Origin of the sequence: Amycolatopsis sp. A1MSW2902 (assembly GCF_017312175.1) — a bacterium.
Lineage (GTDB): Bacteria > Actinomycetota > Actinomycetes > Mycobacteriales > Pseudonocardiaceae > Amycolatopsis > Amycolatopsis nivea.
This window is the reverse complement of sequence record NZ_QJPO01000001.1, coordinates 8660928-8682128: the sequence shown is the minus strand read 5'-3', so window position 1 is coordinate 8682128 and position 21201 is coordinate 8660928. Positions and strand designations below refer to the sequence as shown.

Annotated in this window: 17 protein-coding genes; 7 read left to right on the top strand and 10 right to left on the bottom strand. The window is 67.3% G+C overall.

Going from position 1 to position 21201, the window contains the following annotated elements; translation table 11 throughout:
* Window positions 1–69 precede the first annotated feature (69 nt).
* Window positions 70–717 carry a Pr6Pr family membrane protein gene (locus DMP23_RS40700; RefSeq protein ID WP_337824148.1) on the top strand — a complete coding sequence of 216 codons (648 nt, stop codon included), beginning with the start codon at window positions 70–72 and terminating at the stop codon, window positions 715–717.
* Here DMP23_RS40700 and DMP23_RS40695 read toward each other — a convergent pair.
* Window positions 677–1897, bottom strand: coding sequence for an NADH:flavin oxidoreductase/NADH oxidase family protein (locus DMP23_RS40695; RefSeq protein WP_337824147.1), 1221 nt, complete (start codon window positions 1895–1897; stop codon window positions 677–679). The genes DMP23_RS40700 and DMP23_RS40695 overlap by 41 nt on opposite strands.
* A 94-nt stretch (window positions 1898–1991) precedes the next feature.
* Here DMP23_RS40695 and DMP23_RS40690 point away from each other — a divergent pair, with 94 nt between their 5' ends.
* Complete coding sequence (locus DMP23_RS40690) at window positions 1992–2615, top strand: MBL fold metallo-hydrolase (protein ID WP_337824146.1); 624 nt, start codon at window positions 1992–1994, stop codon at window positions 2613–2615.
* A 492-nt stretch (window positions 2616–3107) separates the two neighbouring features.
* Here DMP23_RS40690 and DMP23_RS40685 read toward each other — a convergent pair whose 3' ends face one another.
* A complete protein-coding gene (locus tag DMP23_RS40685) occupies window positions 3108–3575 on the bottom strand; it encodes a DUF309 domain-containing protein (RefSeq protein ID WP_043828116.1) in 468 nt (155 codons plus the stop codon).
* A gap of 67 nt (window positions 3576–3642) precedes the next feature.
* Between DMP23_RS40685 and DMP23_RS40680 the strand changes: the two genes are divergently transcribed.
* A complete protein-coding gene (locus DMP23_RS40680) occupies window positions 3643–5082 on the top strand; it encodes a GuaB1 family IMP dehydrogenase-related protein (protein WP_037816703.1) in 1440 nt (479 codons plus the stop codon).
* 57 nt (window positions 5083–5139) lie between these two features.
* On the opposite strand, the gene DMP23_RS40675 is transcribed toward DMP23_RS40680, so the two are convergent.
* Complete coding sequence (locus tag DMP23_RS40675; RefSeq protein ID WP_107051135.1) at window positions 5140–6426, bottom strand: PhoH family protein; 1287 nt, start codon at window positions 6424–6426, stop codon at window positions 5140–5142.
* Between the two features lie 735 nt (window positions 6427–7161).
* Between DMP23_RS40675 and DMP23_RS40670 the strand changes: the two genes are divergently transcribed.
* On the top strand, window positions 7162–7410 hold the full coding sequence (locus DMP23_RS40670; protein WP_037367894.1) for a hypothetical protein: 249 nt from the start codon (window positions 7162–7164) through the stop codon (window positions 7408–7410).
* 105 nt (window positions 7411–7515) lie between these two features.
* Here the strand turns inward: DMP23_RS40670 and DMP23_RS40665 are convergent, their stop codons facing one another.
* The gene (locus DMP23_RS40665; protein ID WP_037816707.1) at window positions 7516–8274 is read right to left on the bottom strand and encodes an isoprenyl transferase; all 759 of its coding nucleotides are present in this window, start codon (window positions 8272–8274) and stop codon (window positions 7516–7518) included.
* A gap of 105 nt (window positions 8275–8379) precedes the next feature.
* Here DMP23_RS40665 and trhA point away from each other — a divergent pair, with 105 nt between their 5' ends.
* Both trhA and DMP23_RS40655 read left to right on the top strand, forming a co-directional pair.
* The gene (trhA, locus tag DMP23_RS40660; protein ID WP_199817900.1) at window positions 8380–9054 is read left to right on the top strand and encodes a PAQR family membrane homeostasis protein TrhA; all 675 of its coding nucleotides are present in this window, start codon (window positions 8380–8382) and stop codon (window positions 9052–9054) included.
* 215 nt (window positions 9055–9269) lie between these two features.
* Window positions 9270–9731 carry an SHOCT domain-containing protein gene (locus DMP23_RS40655; protein WP_337824145.1) on the top strand — a complete coding sequence of 154 codons (462 nt, stop codon included), beginning with the start codon at window positions 9270–9272 and terminating at the stop codon, window positions 9729–9731.
* Window positions 9732–9760: 29 nt separating this feature from the next.
* Here DMP23_RS40655 and DMP23_RS40650 read toward each other — a convergent pair whose 3' ends face one another.
* From DMP23_RS40650 to DMP23_RS40640, 3 genes are all read right to left on the bottom strand, one after another.
* Window positions 9761–11656, bottom strand: coding sequence for an acyl-CoA dehydrogenase family protein (locus tag DMP23_RS40650; protein WP_337824144.1), 1896 nt, complete (start codon window positions 11654–11656; stop codon window positions 9761–9763).
* A 58-nt stretch (window positions 11657–11714) separates the two neighbouring features.
* Window positions 11715–12269: a hypothetical protein gene (locus DMP23_RS40645; protein ID WP_037367819.1), complete on the bottom strand. Its 555-nt coding sequence runs from the start codon at window positions 12267–12269 to the stop codon at window positions 11715–11717.
* A gap of 94 nt (window positions 12270–12363) precedes the next feature.
* Window positions 12364–14352 carry a thioredoxin domain-containing protein gene (locus DMP23_RS40640; protein ID WP_337824143.1) on the bottom strand — a complete coding sequence of 663 codons (1989 nt, stop codon included), beginning with the start codon at window positions 14350–14352 and terminating at the stop codon, window positions 12364–12366.
* Between the two features lie 168 nt (window positions 14353–14520).
* Here DMP23_RS40640 and DMP23_RS40635 point away from each other — a divergent pair, with 168 nt between their 5' ends.
* Window positions 14521–15831, top strand: coding sequence for a DNA cytosine methyltransferase (locus DMP23_RS40635; RefSeq protein ID WP_337824142.1), 1311 nt, complete (start codon window positions 14521–14523; stop codon window positions 15829–15831).
* On the opposite strand, the gene DMP23_RS40630 is transcribed toward DMP23_RS40635, so the two are convergent.
* From DMP23_RS40630 to DMP23_RS40620, 3 genes are read right to left on the bottom strand one after another with little or no spacing between them, the layout of a single operon-like run.
* Window positions 15809–16687: a DUF6339 family protein gene (locus DMP23_RS40630; RefSeq protein WP_337824141.1), complete on the bottom strand. Its 879-nt coding sequence runs from the start codon at window positions 16685–16687 to the stop codon at window positions 15809–15811. The two genes, DMP23_RS40635 and DMP23_RS40630, sit on opposite strands and share 23 nt — an antisense overlap.
* Window positions 16684–17676: a hypothetical protein gene (locus DMP23_RS40625; protein WP_337824140.1), complete on the bottom strand. Its 993-nt coding sequence runs from the start codon at window positions 17674–17676 to the stop codon at window positions 16684–16686. The genes DMP23_RS40630 and DMP23_RS40625 overlap by 4 nt, the downstream gene beginning before the upstream one ends.
* The gene (locus tag DMP23_RS40620; protein WP_337824139.1) at window positions 17673–21047 is read right to left on the bottom strand and encodes a sigma-70 family RNA polymerase sigma factor; all 3375 of its coding nucleotides are present in this window, start codon (window positions 21045–21047) and stop codon (window positions 17673–17675) included. Before DMP23_RS40620 ends, DMP23_RS40625 begins: the two co-directional genes overlap by 4 nt.
* Window positions 21048–21201 lie beyond the last annotated feature (154 nt).

The window sequence follows — 21201 nt, the reverse complement described above, 5'->3', positions numbered from 1 at the left end:
GCCCTGGCTCGATCGGACACGGTCGGGTCGGGCCGGGCGAACCCGCTCCGGAGCCGTAGTGTCAGCGGTATGTCGTCGAAAGCGTTGGCCCGGCTGTGGTTCGGGGTGACCGCGGTGGTCGTGGTGGCCGCGCTCGTGATCCAGATCGTCGCGCTGGTGCCGCCGCAGGGACGGTACGTCAGCTTCGGCGGACGAGTCGCGAACCTGTTCACCTATTTCACGATCATCTCGAACGTCCTCGTCCTCGTCACCAGCGCGGCTTTCGCCCGCGGACGCGGCACCTCGCCGCTGATGCGCGTGCTGTGGCTCGACGCGCTGGTCGGGATCGTGGTGACCGGGGTCGTCTACCAGGTCGCGCTCGCCGGGCTGTACCAGCTGCACGGGCTCGGCCTGGCCGCGGACATCCTGCTGCATCGCGTCAGCCCGGTGCTGTGCGTCCTTGGCTGGCTGCTCTTCGCTCCGCGGGTGCTGGCATGGCGCACCGTCTGGTGGTCGCTCGCCTATCCCTTGGTGTGGCTGGCTTTCACGCTCTTCCGCGGTGCGATCGACGGCTACTACCCGTACCCGTTCATCAACGCTGACAACCTCGGCTACGGGCAGGTCGCGCTGAACTGCCTGCTCATCGGCGTCTTCTTCATCGCACTCGCCAGCGGTGCCCGGGTCGCCGACCCGCAGCTCAGGCGCGGACCCGCCGAAACGCGTTCAGCGGATCGCTGAGCCCAGCCTGGGCGAACGCTCGCAACGCGCCACGCTTGAGGTCCACCGGCTTGCCCGCGGCGACGCGGTGCATCTGCTGGGTGTGCCACTGGATCTCGAGCAGGCTGTCGGCGAGCCGGATTCCCGTGCGCGGGCAACGGCGTTCGGCCCGCACGTCCTCGCCCGCGAGCAACCGGCCCGGCAACCCGGGGTCCACAGTGAACGGACGGCCGATCCCGATCACGTCCAATGCACCGGATTCCAGCGCCTCCGCCATGCCCGCCGCCGTGGTGAACCCGCCGGTGACCATCAGCGCGACGTCGCTGATCTGGCGGGCTTTCGCCGCGTAGTCCAGGAAATACGCCTCCCGCCGCTGCGTGCTCGTCCGGCCGGACCCCATCATCACGGCCCGTTCATACGTGCCGCCGGAGATCTCGAGCAGGTCGATCCCGGCCTCGCCCAGCGCCCGGACCACCTGCAACGACTCGTCCTCGTCGAAGCCGCCGCGCTGGAAGTCGGCACTGTTGAGCTTCACCGAAACCGGCACCCGATCCCCCACCGCGTCCCGGACCGCGCGCACCACCTCAAGCAGGAACCGGCTGCGGTCGCGCCCCCATTCGTCGTCACGACGGTTCACCAACGGCGACAGGAACTGCGAAATCAGGTACCCGTGCGCGCCGTGAATCTGGATCCCGGCGAACCCGGCGTCGACGAACGTCCGCGCCGACACCGCGAACCTCGCCACCACCGCTTCGATCTCGTCCCCGGTCAACGCCCGTGGCGCCGCGAACGCCGTCCGCACGCCTCGGTCGCCGAACGGCACCGCCGACGGCGCGACCGGCTGGCGAGACAAATACCGCGGACTCTGCCGTCCGGGATGGTTGAGCTGCACCCACAACTGCGCGTCCGTGCCGTCCACGGCCCGCGCCCACGACCGGTACGCCGCCGGGTCGGGCTCGGCGGGCAACGCGACGTTGCGCGGTTCGCCGAGCGCGGTGGGATCGACCATCACATTGCCGGTCACGAGCAGGCCCGCGCCCCCGCGCGCCCAGGTCCGGTACAGCTGCGCGAGCTCGGCGGAAGGCGCGTTGCGACGGTCGCCAAGCTGCTCGCTGAGCGCCGACTTCGCGATCCGATGCGGCAGCACGGCCCCGCAGTGCAGTTTGAGCGGTTCGGCGAGCAGATCCCGGGGGTCGGTCATGAGCAGTCCCGTCGTCGCGGCTAACTTACCGCGAGTAAGGATACTCGAAAGTAGGTACCGGCGGTATGCCTCGCGGGCCACTAGGGTCTGCGGCATGACGGCCATAGTGCAGAACCTGGTCACGTCGGGCGTGTTCGAGCTCGACGGCGGCAGCTGGGACGTGGACAACAACGTCTGGATAGTCGGCGACGGCTCCGAGGTGATCGTGATCGACGCCGCGCACGACGCGGACGCCATCGCGGACGTGATCGGAGAACGCACAGTCCGCGCGATTGTCTGCACCCACGCGCACAACGACCACGTCAACGCCGCCCCCGCGCTGGCCGACCGCACCGGCGCCCCGATCCTGCTGCACCCGGCCGACCGCGTCGTCTGGGACCTGACCCACCCGGACCGCGCCCCCGACGGCGACCTGGCCGACGGACAGGTCATCACCGTCGCGGGCACCGACCTCACCGTGCTGCACACGCCCGGCCACGCCCCCGGCGCGATCTGCCTGCACAGCCCCGACCTGGAAGTCCTCTTCACCGGAGACACCCTGTTCAACGGCGGCCCCGGCGCGACCGGCCGCTCGTACTCCGACTACCCGACCATCGTGAAGTCCATCCGAGACCGCCTCTTCCCCCTCCCCGACGCGACGATCGTCCGCACCGGCCACGGCGAAGCGACGACCATCGGCAAGGAAAAAGCGGGATCGACTGACTGGCCCGCCGCCTGACCACCCTTTCTCGCCGGGCGGGGCGGCATGTCTGTCGCCCTGCCCGGCGAGTTACGCGATCGGCTGGCAGAAGCGTTTGCGCCCAGCCTGCCTGTCCTGCATCTGCGCGCGGTGCCGCCCTTCCAGAACCGCGTCCGCCGAACCGTCCAGCTCACGACCGGCCGCTGCCTGCTACCGGATCAGCCCGCATCGCCGCTTGAGCCGCGCCACGTAGCCGCCCGACCTCGACCGGCAGCCGCGCCGAACCACACCGCCGCACCAGAGCGCGCGTCACCGCTCGCGCTGCACGACATGCTCGCTCGACCTCGACCTCGACCTCGACCTCGACCGCAGCCGCGCTGAGCCGCACAAAAGCCCGCGTGACCGCCCGACCTGCAGTCTCACGGAACCGCACCAAGGCCCACCGCACAATCCGAGCGCCCCGGCAACGCAGCGAAACCCCCAGCGCAGGCAAAACCCAGCCCGGTCACCCCCCCCCGGAAGCAACCCCGTCTACGGAGCCAGCCGAGGAACCTCCGGCTCCACCCGAGCCCGCTCCCGAGCCTCCGCCGCAAGCGCTTGCGCCCACCGCTGCAGCCCGGCCACGTCGATCCCGTGCGGCGGCACCTCGGCGAACGGCGCGATGTTCTCCGCACCCCGCTCCAGCAGGGCGACCGCCCCGTTCCCATTCCCCCGCAACGCGTGCGTCAGCCCCACCGCCAGCTGGGCGAGGCCGCGCCACAGTTCGCGTTCCGGGCCGTCCGTCGTTTTCCACGCGTCCTCGAAGACCTCGTGGGCGTGGAACGGGCGGCCGGCGTCCAGCAGGTCCTGCGCCTCCGCCAGGGTCTCCTCCGGGGTCCGCTGCACGCCTTCCGGCTGGCGCGGCACGCCGTCGGAGCCGTACGGCAACGGGCGGCCAAGGCCATCACGAGGGCGGGCGTTGCGGGCGCGCCCCTGGTCGTCGCGATCACGGCTGTCCACCTCGCCATTGTCCCACGGGCCACGCCGGGTTAGCGTCCCGCGCGCAAGCCACGTAGCCTGGTGACTCGTGCGCTTTCTGGATGGGCACGTGCCCGCTCACGACCTGACCTACGACGACGTGTTCCTGCTGCCGAACCGTTCGGACGTGGAATCCCGCTTCGGCGTCGACTTGTCCACTGTGGACGGCACTGGCGCGACGATCCCCTTGGTGGTGGCCAACATGACGGCCGTCGCCGGGCGGCGGATGGCCGAGACCGTCGCTCGCCGCGGCGGGCTCGTCGTGCTTCCGCAGGACGTCGACACGGCCGCGGTGGCCGAAATCGTCTCCTGGGTGAAGTCCCGCCACGCCGTCTGGGACACGCCGCTGGTCCTCACCGGCGGCGACGCGGTGGCCGATGCCCTCAACCTTGTGCACAAACGAGCACACGGCGCGGTCGTCATCGTCGACGGCGACGGCAAGCCGGTCGGGGTCGTGGACGAGGCCGCCTGCGCCGGTGTCGACCGCTTCGCGCGGCTGGCCGACGTCGCTGAGCCCGCCGTGGTCGCCGTGCCGCTGGACACGCCGCCGCGCGAGGTTTTCGAACTCCTGCACAGCCACGGCGGACGGCTCGCTCTCGGTCTCGATGCCGAGGGTCGCCTCGCCGGTGTCCTGACCGCGGTGGGCGCGCTGCGTTCGGAGATCTACACCCCGGCCGCCGACGCCGACGGGAAGCTGCGCGTCGCCGCCGCGGTCGGTGTGAACGGCGACGTCGCGGCGAAGGCCGAAGCGGTGCTGGCCGCGGGCGTCGACACGCTGGTCGTCGACACCGCGCACGGGCACCAGGAAAAGATGATCGCCGCGCTCAAGGCGGTTCGTTCGGTGTCGCCGAAGGTGCCGGTCGTGGCGGGCAACGTCGTCACCGCCGAAGGCACGCGCGACCTCATCCACGCGGGCGCGGACGTCATCAAGGTCGGCGTCGGCCCCGGCGCGATGTGCACCACGCGGATGATGACCGGCGTCGGCCGCCCGCAGTTCTCCGCGGTCGCGGAATGCGCCGCCGCCGCCCGTGAGCTGGGCAAACACGTGTGGGCCGACGGCGGCGTGCGACACCCGCGCGACGTCGCGCTGGCACTGGCCGCGGGCGCATCGGCGGCGATGGTCGGTTCGTGGTTCGCCGGCACCCACGAATCCCCCGGCGACCTGCGCTACGACGAGCAGGGCCGTCCGTACAAGGAGTCGTTCGGAATGGCGTCGAAGCGTGCCGTCGGAGCCCGGACGCGCACGGACAACGTCTTCGACCGCGCGCGCAAGGCGCTGTTCGAGGAGGGCATCTCCACGTCGCGGATGGCGCTGGACCCGAACCGGCCCGGCGTCGAAGACCTGATCGACTCGATCTGCTCGGGCGTCCGCTCGTCCTGCACGTACGCGGGCGCGCGCACGATCGAGGAGTTCCACGAGCGCGCGGTGCTGGGCGTGCAGTCGGCGGCCGGTTTCGCCGAGGGTCGCCCGCTGCCTTCCGGCTGGTAAGCAGTCCTGGAAAGGCCCCTCGAGGAAGTTCCTCGAGGGGCCTTTTCCGGTCCTAGGTCAGCCGTGGTCCTCCAGCATCTCCGTCACCAGCGCCGCGATCGGCGAGCGCTCCGAGCGGGTCAGGGTCACGTGCGCGAACAGCGGGTGCCCCTTCAGCTTCTCGATCACCGCCGAGACGCCGTCGTGCCTGCCGACGCGCAGGTTGTCCCGCTGGGCGACGTCGTGCGTGAGCACCACCCGCGACGCCGAACCGAGCCGAGACAGTACGGTCAGCAGCACGTTGCGCTCCAGCGACTGCGCCTCGTCCACGATCACGAACGTGTCGTGCAGCGAGCGGCCCCGGATGTGCGTCAGCGGCAGCACCTCGAGCATGCCGCGGTCGAAGACCTCGTCCAGCACGTCCTGGCTGACCAGCGCGCCGAGCGTGTCGAACACCGCCTGCGCCCACGGCTGCATTTTTTCGCTCTCGGACCCGGGCAGATAGCCGAGATCCTGGCCGCCGACCGCGTAGACCGGGCGGAACACCACGACCTTGCGGTGCTGCTGGCGTTCCATCACCGCTTCCAGGCCCGCGCACAGCGCCAGCGCCGACTTGCCGGTGCCCGCGCGCCCGCCGAGCGAGACGATGCCGACGTCGGAGTCCAGCAGCAGGTCGAGCGCCACGCGCTGCTCAGCCGAGCGGCCGTGCAGGCCGAACGCCTCGCGGTCGCCGCGCACCAGCCGCACCCGCTTGTCCGCCGTGACCCGGCCGAGCGCGCTCGAACTGCCCGCGAGCAGCCGCAACCCGGTGTGGCACGGCAGTTCGCCCACCTCCCCGAGACCGAACTCCGCCGGATCCGCCGAACCGCCCGAGAAGAGCGCGTCGATCAGCTCCTGTGGCGCGTCCACGTCCGCCATGCCCGTCCAGCCCGACGGCGTGACCTCCTGCGCCCGGTACTCGTCCGCGGTGAGCCCGACCGCGCCCGCTTTGACCCGCAGCGGGATGTCCTTCGTCACCAGGACGACCGCCGGCTGCTCCGTCGCGAGGTTGAGCGCGCACGCGAGGATGCGGTGGTCGTTCGAATCGGTGCGGAAGCCCACCGGGAGGACGGACGGATCGGTGTGGTTCAGCTCCACCTGCAGGGTGCCGCCCTGGTCGCCGATCGGGATCGGGGCGTCGAGCCTGCCGTGCTTGAGCCGGAGGTCGTCCAGCAGCCGGAGGGATTCCCTGGCGAACCAGCCGAGTTCGGAGTGGTGGCGCTTGGCCTCCAGTTCGCTGATGACGACCAGCGGGAGCACCACCGCGTGTTCGGCGAACCGGGTGACCGCCCACGGGTCGGAGAGCAGCACCGACGTGTCGAGCACATAAGTGATGCGTGGGGATTCGGGCGAGATCGAGGCTTTCTCCGGCGCTTGAGCACCGGTCGAAGAACGGCCTGAGGCCTTGCGGGGTGAACGCTGCGCAGTCACGACGGCATCTCCCTCGAGGGCGTGTGCACCCCACGCCCGCACTCGCTGGGCCGGGCACCTCCCTGGCTGGGTCCGCACTCCCTGACGCTGGCTGCGTCAGGCGGCACGGCCACGAGGGCCGGGTGCCGGCCCCCTCGTGCATCTCGTGGGCGGCTGAGCCGCCCCCTCGATCAACGCCACGACCAGGGCCTCCCGCGAGAATCCGCACGGAACGCGAACTCTCTATTCCGGAAGGTACCTACGTCCGCCCCGTCGTGCAGGCAGCCACACAGGTGATTCGCCGATTCGTCATCCCACCGTCGGTCGCCCGAAACAGAGTGTCCACAGTGCTCACTCAGCGTCACGAGGCCCGGCGATCAGGGGGTCACACAGATGGATGATCATGGAAAATTAATCACCGAGTGCAGGCAATTCTCAGGTAAAGGGCCTTGTACCACGGGGAAGACCGGAATGCATTTCGCGTCCTGGACACTGAACCGTACCGAGTGAACTGGGCCTTCCAGCGCTCACACAATGGGCGTACGCACCATTCGCTAGAGGCCATTCGGGGGTAATTTCCTTACTGCGGGACACACCACCGGAACACTCCGGTGCCCCGAATCCCAGTATCTCTACCTAGGAGTGTGCGAAGTGCTGAAGAAGGCTGGAATTGTCGCCGGTGCGGCCGCGGGCCTGATGATGATCGGCGGGACGGCGTTCGCCTCCCCGGCCGCCACCCAGGGCGCTCCGGACCCGACGTTCGGCGACGCCTACGCCACCTTCATCGAGGGCGGCGGCGCGCTGGGCTACGGTGCCGCTTCGCTGGTCGCGGGTGCCTACACCGGCATCGCGCTGACCCCGGCGCTGGTGGCCCACTCGATGGAGCACCACCACGGCTGAGCCGTCTTGCGCGAAGGCCCCGGAGCCCGGCTCCGGGGCCTTCGCGGCGTTAGCGGCCGGGTCGACCGGCCCGGCTGGGTGGGTCCGCCGGGCCGGTTCGCCGCGTCAGGCCCCGAACCGGCGGTGCCGCCAGGCGTAGTCGCGCATCGCGCGGAGAAAGTCGACCCGCCGGAATGCCGGCCAGTAAGCCTCGGTGAACCAGAATTCCGAATGCGCGGACTGCCAGAGCAGAAATCCGGAAAGCCGCTGTTCACCGGATGTTCGGATAATCAGATCCGGATCCGGTTGGCCTGACGTGTACAGATGTTCCGAGATGTGGTCGACGTCGAGGATTTTCGCGAGTTCGCGAATCGAAGTACCCTCGTCGGCGTGCTGCAGGAGAAGCTTGCGGACCGCGTCGGCGATCTCCTGCCGCCCCCCGTAGCCGACCGCGATGTTCACCTCCATGCCCGAGTGGTTCTCGGTCCGCGCCACGGCTGCGGTGAGCTTCTGCGCCACCTCGAGCGGCAGCAGATCGAGCGCACCGACGATGCGCAGCCGCCACGGCGCCTCGGCCCCGGCGAGCTCGTCGGTGACGTCGGTGATGATTTTCAGCAGCGGCGTGAGCTCGTCCGGATCGCGGTTGAGGTTGTCGGTGGAGAGCAGCCACATCGTCACGACCTCGACCTCGGCCTCCTGGCACCAGCTGAGGAAGTCGGCGATCTTCTTGGCCCCGGCGCGGTGCCCGTCGGCCACGTCGGTGAACCCGGCCTCCCGAGCCCAGCGGCGATTGCCGTCGAGCATGATCGCGATATGCCGCGGATGACGGCCTGCCGACTGCTGGATCAGACGGCGGCTGTAGATGCTGTAGACAACGTCGGACATGAAGGACCGGAGGCTCACGTCGCCCGAGCGTACGCACCCCTGGAGCAAGGGTGTGACGCGCCACGGGGGCTGGCGAAAAACCTACGGTCCCGTAGCCTTGGCGAGGTGAGCGTGACGATCGAGCCCCCGCCCGTGCCCGAGGACACTCGGCCTCGGCTGCGCGGCCACATCCACTTCTGGTCGTTCTTCGGCGCCGTCGCCGCGGCCGCCACGCTGATCAGCCTCGCCGCGTCGACGGTCTCGCCGGTCGCCGCACTGGCGACGTCCGTGTACGGCCTCACCGTGCTGGGCGTTTTCGGCGTGAGCGCGCTGTATCACCGCAGGCTGTGGAGCCCGCGCGCGTACAAGTGGATGAAGCGCGCCGACCACTCGATGATCTTCCTGTTCATCGCCGGCACGTACACGCCGTTCACCCTGCTGGCCATGTCGAAGCCAACGGGATACATCGTCCTGGGCATCGTGTGGGGCGGCGCGATCCTCGGTGTGGCGATGAAGATGCTGTGGCCGCACGCACCGCGCTGGCTCGGGGTGCCGATCTACATCGCGCTCGGGTGGGTCGCGGTGTTCGTGCTGCCGGAGCTGCTGAGCCATGCCGGAGTCGCGGCTTTGGTGCTGCTTTGCGTGGGTGGTCTGTTTTACACCGTGGGGGCGGTTTTTTACGCGGTGAAGTGGCCGAATCATTGGCCGGAGACGTTCGGGTACCACGAGTTCTTCCACGCGTGCACGGTGTTGGCTGCGGTGTCGCACTATATTGCGATCTGGTTGGCGATGTACTCGTAGCTCCGGTTCGCGCGAGTCCGGCGATTGCCCTTCCCAGCCGCGACAAGCTTCTCGCCGCATGGTGGACAGATCGGGCAACGGCAGCGACAGTGGAACTCAGTTCACCACTTCCGGGAGGACTGAGAGCCGATGACCAGCGACATCCCCTTGTTGCAGTTCAAGAGCCACATCGCGGGCAAGAACGCCACGGTGCAGATCTTCTCCGACCGCGTCGAATGGAGCGTCCCCGCGGCGTCAGCGGCGGCAAGCTCACCGCCGGCCTTCTCACCTCAGGCGTGTCCCTGCTCGCGACCGGTGTCCGCTCTGGCCGGGCCGGCACCGAGATGATCCCGATCAAGAACATCTCGAGTGTCACGACGAAACGCGATGGCTTGCGTTTCACCGCCGTCCAAGTAGTCACCAGCGGGAACACGATCGATTTCCGGGTCGGCCACAACGAGGCCAGGCCGATCAAGGACCTTCTCACCGAACTGGTCCTCGGCAGCCATCCCAGTCAGCAGGCGTCAGCGGCAAGCGAACCAGCTCTCGCGAGCCCGGCACCGGAACCGCCTCCCGCGTCGGCATCCGCGACCAGCAGCCTCGCTGCTGATCTTGAAAAACTCGCTGAGCTCCGCGAGCGCGGAATCCTTACCGACGAGGAATTCGCCACGCAGAAGTCCCGCCTGCTCGGCATGTAGGCCTGTCCGCGCTCGAATCGACGCCCGACTCAGCCGTTCAGCATCGGGGCCGCCAAGAACTGTTCCGGAACCGCGAACCCGTCCACCAACGTCCGCGCATGTGGCCGCAAAGTCCCGCACAATGCGTTAACCGCCGCAGTCACCGCCTTGGACCGGGTTGCGGAGATCCGTCCGTGCTCAAGGAACCAAGCGCGGTCCGCTTCGATCGTCGACAGGGCGTACAGGTCGCACACTCGATCCAACAGCGCCGCAGCGTCCGGGTCGGGGCACGCGGCCACTGCGCGCGCGAAGGCGTCGAGGGTCAAGCGGTCCACGTGTACGCGGCCAGCGAGCAGCACATGGTCCTGTACGGAGTTGAAGACGCCGAAGGGATCCGAAGCAGCTCCGCGGAGACGGTTGGCCACACCGCTCAGCACATGTTCTTCACGGTCCTCGAAGAGACGCTGTTGCCACTCGCGGTCGAAGAGCACCGAGGCATCGTCTGACTCGGTCAGGCGTTCCAGGAACTTCCACGCCGCCGAGCGCTCCTTCACGGTATCCACCAGCTGTTCAGCGACAAATCGCGCAGTCGCGAGCGGGCTGAGGTCTTCGAAGTGTTCCTTGTACTGCGTCAGCAAGCCCTTCGCGACCAGCTGCAACAACACAGTGTTGTCGCCTTCGAAGGTAGTGAAGACGTCCGTGTCGGCTTTCAGGCCGGCCAGCAGGTTCTCCGACAGGTATCCGCTGCCGCCGCAGGCTTCGCGGGCGGTTTGGATCGCTGCGGTTGCATGCCAGGTGTTGAGAGCCTTCAGACCGGCGGCGCGGGATTCCAGTTCGCGTTGTTCTTCTTCCGGCGCGTCGGACGCGATGTCGTGCAGTGCGGCGACCAGTTCCTCTTGCGCGAAGTGCAGAGCGTAAGTCTTCGCCAAGGCTGGCAGCAGTTTTCGTTGGTGCCCCAGGTAATCGAGGATGACCACCTCGTCACCTTCCGGACGCTGGAACTGCCGCCGCTGGTCGCCGTAGCGCACTGCCAGCGTCAGGGCTCGCTGGGTGGCGCATCCGGCACTGCCGCCGACGCTCACGCGCCCGCGGATGAGCGTGCCCAGCATCGTGAAGAAGCGGCGGCCGTCGCTTTCGATCGGGCTCGTGTAGGTGCCGTCCTCGGCTACGTCGCCGAAGCGGTTCAGCAGCGCTTCCCGTGGCACGCGGACGTGGTCGAAGGTCAACCGTCCGTTGTCGACGCCGTTCAGACCGGCTTTTATGCCGCAGTCCGCGATGGTGACGCCAAAAGCCGGAGCACCGGAATCATCGCGGATCGGGACCAGGAAGGCATGTACGCCACGGGATTCGCCGCCGGTGATCAGTTGTGCGAAGACCACCGCGAGTTGTCCGTCGCGGGCGGCGTTGCCGATGTATTCCTTGGTGGCACCGGGATCTGGGCTGTGCACGACGAATTCGCGCGTCGAAGGGTCGTAGGTCGCGGTGGTGTGCAGGTGCTGAACGTCCGAACCGTGGCCATGCTCAGTCATCGCGAAGCAGCCGAGCAGGTCCAGGTTCATGATGCGGCGCAGGTACTTCTCGTGGTGCCTCGCGGTGCCGAGCAACTGCACCGCACCGCCGAACAGGCCCCATTGGACCCCGGCCTTGACCATCAGCGACAGGTCGCCGTAGCCGAGCATCTCGAACGACATCACCGACCCGCCGACGTCGCTCAGCCCGCCGTACGCGGAGTCGAAGCCGAGCGCGGGACGGTCGGTTTCGGCGAGTTTCCGCAGCTGGTCCAGCACCTGGACGCGGTGCGCTTCGACGTCGAGACCGATCGTGTTCCGGAACTTCTCCGTGCTCATCTGCGCGCGGACGTCGCGCTTCAACCCGGCCCAGCGTCCGTCGAGGACTGCGGTCAGCGCGTCCGGGTCCACTTTCTCGGGCACAGCAGGGACGTCCACGGTTCCTCCGATGCAGCAGGGTGCCACCAGCCTGCCGCAGCGGAGGATCTTCCGCAGCTCAGCCCAAATCGGGCCCCTTCGACCGCAGGTCGTCGACCTTGGTCATCGCCTCGCGCAGTTCGGTCAGCCACGCGTCCGCGTGCTCGCCGACCAGCCGCACCGCCCAGGCCAGCGCCTCGGACCGCGACCGCGCGACGCCGGCGTCCACGAGCGTGTCGAGGACCAGCCGTTCGGGCTGCCGCAGCCGGGTCATCACCGGCACCGACAGCGTCGTGAAGTGCGCCGTCGTGCCGCCCAGCTTCGCGCCCCACGCCACTTTGCGCTGGTAGCGGTGCTCAGCCTGCCGCGCGATCTCGATCCGCTCGTCGCGGGTTTCCTCGCGGAACCGGCTGATCCGCCCGTCCTCGGCGGCCGCGCGGGCCGCGTCGTCGGCGTATTCGCCGGTCAGCGCGGGCAGTTCGCCGACGATCAGGATCTCTTCCCGGTCCACGGTGATTTCCGGGTCGCCGGTGAACCAGCCGTCCGGGAGCCGTCCGCCGAACCACGCCGCCGCGTCGTCCGCCGACGGAGCCTCGGCCTGCTGCCAGCCCCGGCCTTTCCAACCTCGCCCCATCACGTCCACCAACCTTGATTACATGATTACGTCACTACTGAAGCTACGCTGATTCCACCGTGGCAGGTAGCGCGTTCACCAGGGGCGGAATTCGTCAGAGCTGGGCGATGAGCTGGTCCGCCGCGGTCACCGGGCGTTCGCAGGCGTAGCCGCGGCAGACGTACGCCGCCGCCTCGCCGTCGACCAGCGGCCGGTCGGCCAGCAACGGGACACCGGACGCATCCGGCTCGCCGCCGAGCACGATGCCGCCGCCGTGGATGTGCTGCGCGGCGGCGGTCACCAGCTCCGCGCGGTCCGCGCCGACGACCGCGACCTGCACCGGTCCGGACTGCGCCGCCTCCGCCACGGACAGCCAGTGCCCAGCGAACCGCGGCACCCGCGCGGCGAGCAGACCGACGCGGCGCAACGCGAGTTCAGCAGCGTCGCGGTAGCGCGCCGCCTGGTCAGGCCCAGCCAGCGCGGACGCGGTGAGCAGTGCGCCAGCCAGCGCCGAAGCGCCGGACGGACTCGCGTTGTCCGTCGGATCGGACGGGCGCTGCACCAGGATTTCGGCGTCGTCGGCGGTGTCGTGATACGCGCCGGGCGCGGAATCCGACGCGAAGTGCGCCAGTGCGACGTCCAGCAGCCGGGTCGCTTCGGTGAGCCAGCGCGGTTCGCCAGTGGCCTGGTGGAGGGCGAGAAGACCGTCAGCGAGGCAGGCGTAGTCCTCCAGCACGCCGACCGGCGTCCCGACCGCGCCGTCCCGCGAGCTGCGGCGGAGTCGTCCGTCCACGATGTGCAGGTCCAGCAGCAGAGACGCCGCGCCACGAGCGAGTTCGATCCACTGTGGACGCTCCAATGCGACGCCCGCTTCGGCCAGCGCGGAAATCGCAAGACCGTTCCAGGCCGCGACTACCTTGTCGTCGCGCCCCGGTTGCGGACGCTCCGCGCGCGCTTCGAGCAATGCCTGCCGGACGCGCTCGAAACGGTCGAAATCGTCCGGATCTGTCCGCAGCTGAAGGGTCGACGCACCTTCTTCAAAGGTGCCCTCTTCGGTGACGCTGAACAGTTCGGCCGCCCACGGGCCGTCCTCGCCGAGGACGTCGTTGAGCTGCGCGGGCGTCCACACGTACGTCAATCCCTCGACGCCTTCAGTGTCCGCGTCGAGGGAAGCCGCGAAACCTCCTTGCGGCGTAAGCAGATCGTGCTCGAGGAACCGGACGATCCCTTCCGTCACCCGCAGCGCCGACGCCGACCCACGACGCGCGAGATGCGCGTACACTCGGAGCAACAACGCGTTGTCATACAACATTTTCTCGAAGTGGGGAACGATCCACTCCGCGTCCACGGAGTAGCGCGCGAACCCGCCGCCCAGCTGGTCGTGAATGCCGCCGCGAGCCATCGCGTCCGCAGCGGACTCGGCGAGCGCGTGCGCCTGCGCCGAACCCGTGCGTTCGTGGTGGCGCACCAGGAACTCCAGCACCATGGACGGCGGAAACTTCGGCGCACCACCGAAACCGCCGTGCACGGGGTCTGCCTCCTGCGCGAGTTTCGTCACGGCTTCCGCCAAAGCGTCGGCGTCGACGGCGGCCTCCTTCAGCGGACCGCTCTGCTCGGCAAGGTGCCCGACGATCTGTTTCGCACCCTCGCGCAGGTCGTCCGGCCGCTCCTCCCACGCCTCCGCGACGGCCACGAGCAGCTGCGTGAACGACGGAATCCCGGGGCGCGGGGCGGGCGGATAGTAAGTGCCGCAATGAAATGGCTCGCCCTCGGGCGTGAGGAAGCAGGTCATCGGCCAGCCGCCCTGTCCGGTCATGGCCTGCGTGGCGGCCATGTAGACGGCGTCGATGTCCGGCCGCTCCTCGCGGTCGACCTTGATGTTCACGAAATGCGCGTTCATCAGGGTCGCGGTGCCCTCGTGCTCGAAGGACTCGTGCGCCATGACGTGACACCAATGGCAGGCGGCGTACCCGACGGACAACAGAATCGGCACCCCGCGACGGCGCGCCTCCGCCAGCGCTTCCGGCCCCCATTCCCACCAATCGACCGGGTTGTCGGCGTGCTGCAGGAGGTACGGGGAAGTCGCTTCGGCGAGGCGGTTCACTCCGTCAGCGTCTCACATCCTGCGCCGATGCACCGGCACCAAATAAGCCGCCTGATACTCAACCGGGGTGCCTCTTGCACAGTCCGATGCCGTGCTGCAGCAGACTCGGGGCATATGATTCGGTCCGTACTGACAACATCCTTAGATGGCCGGCTAGACTTCGGCTCCATGAGCAGCCTGGGAGCACCTAGACACCCCTTCGACGGGGTTCGCATCCTGGACCTCTTCGCAGGCCCTGGAGGGCTCGACGTCGCCGCGCACTTCCTAGGTTTCAAGAGCATCGGCATCGAGTGGGACCAGAGCGCATGCGAAACGCGCTACGCGGCTGGCCTGCCGACCTTCCATGCCGACGTCACTGTCATGCGCGAGCATCGTTTCGATGAGATCCCCGCCTCGGTCGACGTGCTGGCAGGCGGGCCTCCGTGCCAATCCTTCTCCGTCGCAGGGCGCGGCGCGGGCCGAGCAGCGCTCGACACCGTGAAAGAGTTCATGCACCGCCTGGTGCATGAGGAGGACGAAGCCGAGGTCGACAAAGACCTGCATGCACGCGGAGTGGACCCGCGAACAGCCTTGGTGCTCGAACCTCTCCGCTGGCTCCTTAAGGCGATCGAGACGGAAGGTCGCGAACCGTACAAAGCCATCATTCTGGAGCAGGTTCCTACTGTCCTGCCTCTGTGGGACGTTTACGCGCACCTTCTGCGCGGCGGTGAGGGACGTCTCAAGGGCGTCAAGTACGAGGCGGATTGCTGGGCGCTGAAAACTGAGCAGTTCGGGGTTCCCCAGACGCGCACCCGCGCCGTACTCGTTGCGAGGCTCGTAGGCTCGGGAGCCGTCGAGCGGCCCGCTACGACACACCTGCCCTTCAATGTGCATCGCCAAGCAAGCAGCCCTGGACAGACGCAATTGCTCCCGACCGGCGTCGAGCGTGAGATCCGTTGGCGGTCGATGGCGGAAGCACTCGACGCGGCAAGCACACTGAAGGGGTCGTCGATCGACATCTCTCGGCTTCGCAGCAGGGGCAAAACAAAGTTCTTCGTCATCTCGAACTACGGATCGAACGGCGACCCTAAGCGGCGAGGCGAACGTCAGTCCGACGAGCCTGCCTTTACTGTCACCGGCAAAGTCTCCCGGAACAAGGTGTACAAGACCAAAGCAGACTACGAAGCGGGGAAGTCAGACCGCTTCACCATCGCCGAATCCGGAGTGCTCCAAACATTCCCCCACAATTTCCCTTGGTCCGGCAAGGACCAGGCTCAGCAAGTGGGCAATGCAGTGCCTCCCCGCCTCGGAATGCACGTGCTCAGCAGGGCGCTGCGCGACAAGGCCCCCACGAAAAAAGAACTAGCCCGCTCAGCGACCTGGCCCGCGGTCCCCGCAACGACAGTCGAGGAGCTGCGAGCCATCGGATGCGGTGATCAGAGCCAGTGCCCTCCGGCCGAATCCAAGAGTGCTCAGCCTACTCGGAAACCCTCCCCCTGACCGGTGCCTCGGCGAACAACTCCTCGAAGTGTGCGGCCAAACCCCGCACCGCGTCTTCCGGAACCCGTTCTTCCTCCGGCCCTTCCGGAAGCTCGTTCCGAGGCGAGGGAAGAGCCGATGCGGCACCCGCGATCCAGTCACGTAAGGCATCGCCGTCACGCTCCACATCCGGGGCCACCAGGTCGTACATCAGAGTCGCCGCGGCTGCGTTAACCGCGGGCGTCAAGGCGTTGATCTCCCTGCCGGTGCGCACGGTCCCTCGCTCTAGCAATCGAACGAGTGCCTGAGCGGTCGGCCGATGATCGATAACGTCCAGTCGAAGCGCGGAGTTGAGCATGTCCTGATTGCCACAGGCCACGACGACGGGGCGGTAGTCGGAACCGTCCCGAAAGAGTTCCGCCGCCCACCAGAGGCGGGCGAACGACTGCTTGTAATGCGGACCGACGAACCTGTCGCGAGCCACGCGCACGCGCGAACCGTCCTCCTTCGGCTCAGGCAGATGCCGCCAAACGACATAGTCCGGCGCAACTCCGAGAGCCAAGTACGTCCACAACCCCTTTTCAGCGGCTTCCCTGCGCGTCAACCGGAGGGTTTCGTGCAGTCGCGGCGCCAACCAGGCGTCCGCGGCGGTAGGGCGTTCCGCTCGGAACTTGCTCAACGCGTCGTCGATCAGATCCCGTACTCGAACCAGATCCAGTCGCGCGTCGTCACCCGCCAGCGGCTCGGCCACCTTGTTCAGCGCGATGGACGGAACGTCCTCGCGGCCTTCGAGCACTCCCGCCGAGAGGAAATCGGCGGCTTGCGCATCGGAGAGCAGGGCCAGCCGCTCCGGCAGATGCTCAGGTCGGGAAGTCACGCGTGGGCCTCCTGCTCGAATCGTTCGATCTCGCGGACGGTGGAGGCCAATGCCTTGGGAATCCCGGCACGTCGCGCGGCGGCGTACTGGATGCGCGGTTGCAGGTCCATCCAACTTCCCTCGCCGGTGCGTCGCGTGTGCACTTCGAGGAGAGCTTCTTCCTCTGATCGTCCAGGAATGACGTCCGGAAGCATTTCCCGAAGGACCGCACCCCGCCAATCCGGCGGAAAGAGCGGCGCTCCGTCCTCTTCGATCTCCAGGCTGCCGATCGCCGTGTGAAACACCGCTGTCCAGACATCGGCACACATCTGGGCCAGCAGCATCTCGCCCACTATGTTCTCCATCTTCGATCCCGGGTCCTGCACCAACGCGGCGAAACCCTCGAAGTCCGAATTCATCCGCACAGCGGGCATCCGTCCCGAGGTATCCACCGCCCAAGGCGCGTCCCGGAAGCTCCGCAGCCACTCCGCTCCGCGGGCGAAGCTCACTGTGGTCACGTCCAGCTGGCGATCCCTCAGCGGGACGTCGGACGTCACATCGATCAACCACTCCTGGTCGGTGGAGCCGATGACCCGCCCTGCCACTCCCCCCACCGTTGCCACCACGTGCACGACGAGGGAGGCTCGATCCGCATGGTTGTCCCGGTCTATCTCGATCTCCCCGGTCCATTCCCGATCACCCTCCAAGCAGGGCTTCAGCCGAGACACCGTGCGGGTGTTGGTGGCCCCTTCGGTCAGAACAGCGACGACCGCGACATCTGACCAACTGCCCTTCGCCTCGATCTCTCGAACTGGCACGGACGCGGTCACCGCAAGCTTGGCCGTCTGCCAGTCGTCGCGTTCCGCCATTCCGAGTGCTGCCACCTGCTCGACTACCGAACAGCTTCGCGAGTCCAGCTGCTCGCGGCTTTCCCCCGGGCCGCGCAGCCGGACTGCTGTGACCCGGGCCGTCACCGCACCGGTCAGCCGAGGATACGAGTAGACCTTCACGCGACGGCCCCCTTGTTCTCCTGAAGCTCGACTATGAGGCCGGTCAGAGTTGCCCGTACCGGGTGGGTCGACACATCGGTGACGCCCCGGAAGACAGCACGACGCGTTCCAGAAGCGAAATGCAACACACCGTCGACTGCTTCGCAACCGCTGACGGCGACCAGCTCTGCCCATTTGACTAGCGGGCGCGGGCCCGAGCGCACTTCCAGTTTGGCAACGGGGTTCATTGCCCAGGTCTCGCTCCCAGGTGCCACCTTGACGACCGCGGTGATCTGCCACGCGCCGGAAGCGTCGACCTCGGCGTCCAGCTCATCCAGTTTCGGAGGCGTGGCTGTTCCCCTTGCCTTGGCGGCTGGTTTGCCCGAGATCTTGAGTCGTTTGCTTACCTTGCTCGTAACGGTCGTCTTCTCTTTTTTGGAAATCGCCACCAATCGGTGCACAGCCTGATTTGTCTCCCAGGTCATCTCCGCGATCCGACGATGGGCCGACGGCGAGTAGCGTATCCTCAGCTCCTCAGTCTGGGCCCACTTGTTGTGCTCTGGCGGCTCGGAAGCACGAAGGAACTCCTCGGCTTCGGCTGAGAAGGGCGCGTCCGCGCCTGCTGCCAGACCAGCCAGCAGGACGGCTTGAAAAGGGTTGGTGCCCACAGGTAGACCGGGTACCCGACTGGTCTTGACCGTCATGCGATTGCCGCGCATCGCCGTCACGTGATTGATCCGGCCGTCGGCGTCGGTGGCTTCGGTGACGAGAAGGATAGCCTTGTGGTCGCCTGCCGCACCGGCGGCACCCCGCACAGGGAGTTTCAGGCGCACGGTGGCAAGAGCTACTTGACCGGCCTCGGTGAGACGATCCACCGTAGTCCCTGCCAGGAAGGCTTGAAGAGCCCGCGAACGAGCAGGCTGGTGTACCTGCGGGTCGACCCGTTCCTCCTCGATGTGTTCCACACCGTTGCGTAGCGTTCGCACGGACGCCTCCAGCAATGGCCGATGCTCACCCCCAGATGTCATCGCTGCCCAAAAGTTGCGTCCCAATGCGCGGACCAGTCGCTGGTGCATCCGCTCGAGAGTGTCGTCGTCCTCGTTCGCACTGCCGTCGTAGTCCTGCCCAGTTTCAGCCAGGCTGGCCACATCATGAGCTCCCACGATCAAGAAGGAGGTGCCTGGCTCATCGTCCTCTCTGGTGAGATGCAATCGCTCGACCGCGCCTTCGTCCGCCCACCAGGAGCGGACGACTTCGGTGTTCTCCGCTCTGGGGTCGGGCTGCCCTAGCCAAGCAGGACCGGCGAACCTCCTGCCGCCCACTTCCCGCCACGGCAGGTCGAGCCGACCGATCACCCGACGCCGAGTACGCCCCTCGTGCGGTTCGGAAAGCGTCGAATTCATGAGAACGAGACCCAACCTGCTGGTAGCCCACAACGTGGCCTTGCCCAGACCGTACGACCCGCCGGCCGACACATCGGACTTATGGCTGTCCAGTTGGCGTCGGACCACCGCCGCGAACCGACCGTCCTCGTAGTCGTCGCCGGTGAGGCCGTTGGCGTTGTAATCATCGATCCGGAGAAGCACCAGCCGGTCCCGCTCGATCATCTCGCGCAGTCCGGAGCTGATGACGCGTCCGACTTTCTGGTCCTGCGCCGCGGCGGCCGTATAGTGCGGCCGGAGGTCGTCCCAGTGGATCGCGTCGCAAAACCGGGCAAGGGCCTCGCCAGTCAGTTCATGCAGGGTGTAACGAACCCGGACCGGACGGTCGTTCCGCCGGTCGCGCTCGTCCAGGCTGTTCTGAGTCGCCTCGCGCGCCAGCACCTCCATGTCGGCTTCGAACGCGAAGGCCGCCGCGTTCCCGAACTCTCGCCCGCCGTCATCGTGCCCGGGACGGTGGTACCACCTGACCGATGCCTCTAGCTCAGTCGTTTCTCGGCCGAATTCGGGCTCCATCGAGGTCACCAATTCCTCCCCTCTGTCGAAACTGCTCTCCGCCTCCGGCATGTCTGCCCCGGACGTGGGCGCGACAGCAGCGGTACCTGATTCCGCTCGTTTCGCAGGAGTTCCGCGGCGCGTCGTTCTCTCAACCGCGTCCCGCTCAACGCTTCGGGCCGCCCTCGCACGCCGGCGTTCGGCAGCGGCATTATCCGGCTCGAGGCCCAAGGCTATCCTGATGCTCATCAGCGCCTGACCCTCGATTTGCCGAATGCGCTCCCGCGTGACGCCGAACTTTTTACCGATTTCCTCCAGATTCCAAACCTGCTCGTCAATTAATCCGTTTCGCAGTAACAGAATCTCACGCTCTCGCGAGGAGAGGCCGCATGCTTCGAACCACTGGAAGATCTCCTGACGCTCGAAGGTCGACCACAATACCTCCTCCGGGCCCGGAACTAGCGCCAGGTTGTCGACGCACAGCTCGCCAAGCGTCACGTTCCCGCCCGCAGGCTGATCGAGCGACACAACCCGGCGAGCCAGACGGAGATAATCGACCACTTTCTCCGGACGCAAGCAACACGCCAGAGCAAGATCGTCCACATTGGGCTTCTTGCCGAACTTGAGAAAGTGCTCTCGCTCCCGCTTCCGAATTTTCTCGACATCCTCCCATACGTGTACCGGCAGTCGAATAATCAGCCCCTCGTCGGCAATCGCACGAGACACGCTCTGGCGAACCCACCAGGTGGCGTAGGTTGAAAACTTGTACCCCCGGGAGGTGTCGAACTTCTCGACCGCGCGGATCAGGCCGAGCACGCCGTGCTGCACGAGGTCGTCCTGACCGGGATAGTCTCGATGCCCCCATGCCTTCACTGTCTTGTAGACCAGCCCCTGGTTGTGGACGATCATTGCCGAAAATGCCTGATACGCCTCGCCTTCCCGCGCCAGACCTGCCACGTACCCGTCAGGTAAGTCCTCCATCGAAGTAAGATTTCCACGGAATAACAGGACCAATCCCACTTCTTCCTCTGCGCTGAGCACCTTCTTGCCCGGATTTCGTAGCCGTCGATCGGCTCTGAGCACCCGGCGCGCCGCGGCACGCGCGGACTCCGGATCACCGATCCGCACTGGGCCGCGGACCTCGGCCAGGACTGGACCATCCTCGATGTCTTCGCCCTCAGAGAAGTCCAGAGCGTCGAAGCCCTCGCCGGAGGGAGCCTTGCGATCGACTGTCGTCTCCGGATCGGAGAGCGGTTCCGCAGCAACGTAAACCTGTCTATCGACTACCTCGCCCCACAGGGTCTGAGCCCTGCCGTCGTCAAGTCGCGCCGCCTGCACCACCTGCGCATGCGCCGATTCGCGGTCGACTCCTTCGGCCGCGAATCGGCTGACCAAACGAACGAGCAAACCCCAGCCGGCGTCGTCGATCCGTTCACCGGATCCACTGGCCCGCCCCATAGTCCCTCCCCCGCGCAGTCCCGTCCCGACTGCGCCCGCTCATAGTTCATCATCCATCATTCCGGCCAGACCAGCGGCACTTCAATCAAGCCGCGTGAGGACAAGCCCGAGGACTCGGTATGTTGAAGGCGTTTCGACGCGACGACGGGGAGAG

Excerpts from the sequence above, each read along its gene's own strand:
- DMP23_RS40695 (WP_337824147.1), bottom strand. The coding sequence starts at position 1,897 with ATGACCGACCCCCGGGATCTGCTCGCCGAACCGCTCAAACTGCACTGC.
- DMP23_RS40635 (WP_337824142.1), top strand. The coding sequence starts at position 14,521 with ATGAGCAGCCTGGGAGCACCTAGACACCCCTTCGACGGGGTTCGCATC.
- DMP23_RS40665 (WP_037816707.1), bottom strand. The coding sequence starts at position 8,274 with ATGTCCGACGTTGTCTACAGCATCTACAGCCGCCGTCTGATCCAGCAG.
- DMP23_RS40645 (WP_037367819.1), bottom strand. The coding sequence starts at position 12,269 with ATGGGGCGAGGTTGGAAAGGCCGGGGCTGGCAGCAGGCCGAGGCTCCG.
- DMP23_RS40700 (WP_337824148.1), top strand. The coding sequence starts at position 70 with ATGTCGTCGAAAGCGTTGGCCCGGCTGTGGTTCGGGGTGACCGCGGTG.
- DMP23_RS40655 (WP_337824145.1), top strand. The coding sequence starts at position 9,270 with ATGGAGCGTCCCCGCGGCGTCAGCGGCGGCAAGCTCACCGCCGGCCTT.
- DMP23_RS40690 (WP_337824146.1), top strand. The coding sequence starts at position 1,992 with ATGACGGCCATAGTGCAGAACCTGGTCACGTCGGGCGTGTTCGAGCTC.
- DMP23_RS40620 (WP_337824139.1), bottom strand. The coding sequence starts at position 21,047 with ATGGGGCGGGCCAGTGGATCCGGTGAACGGATCGACGACGCCGGCTGG.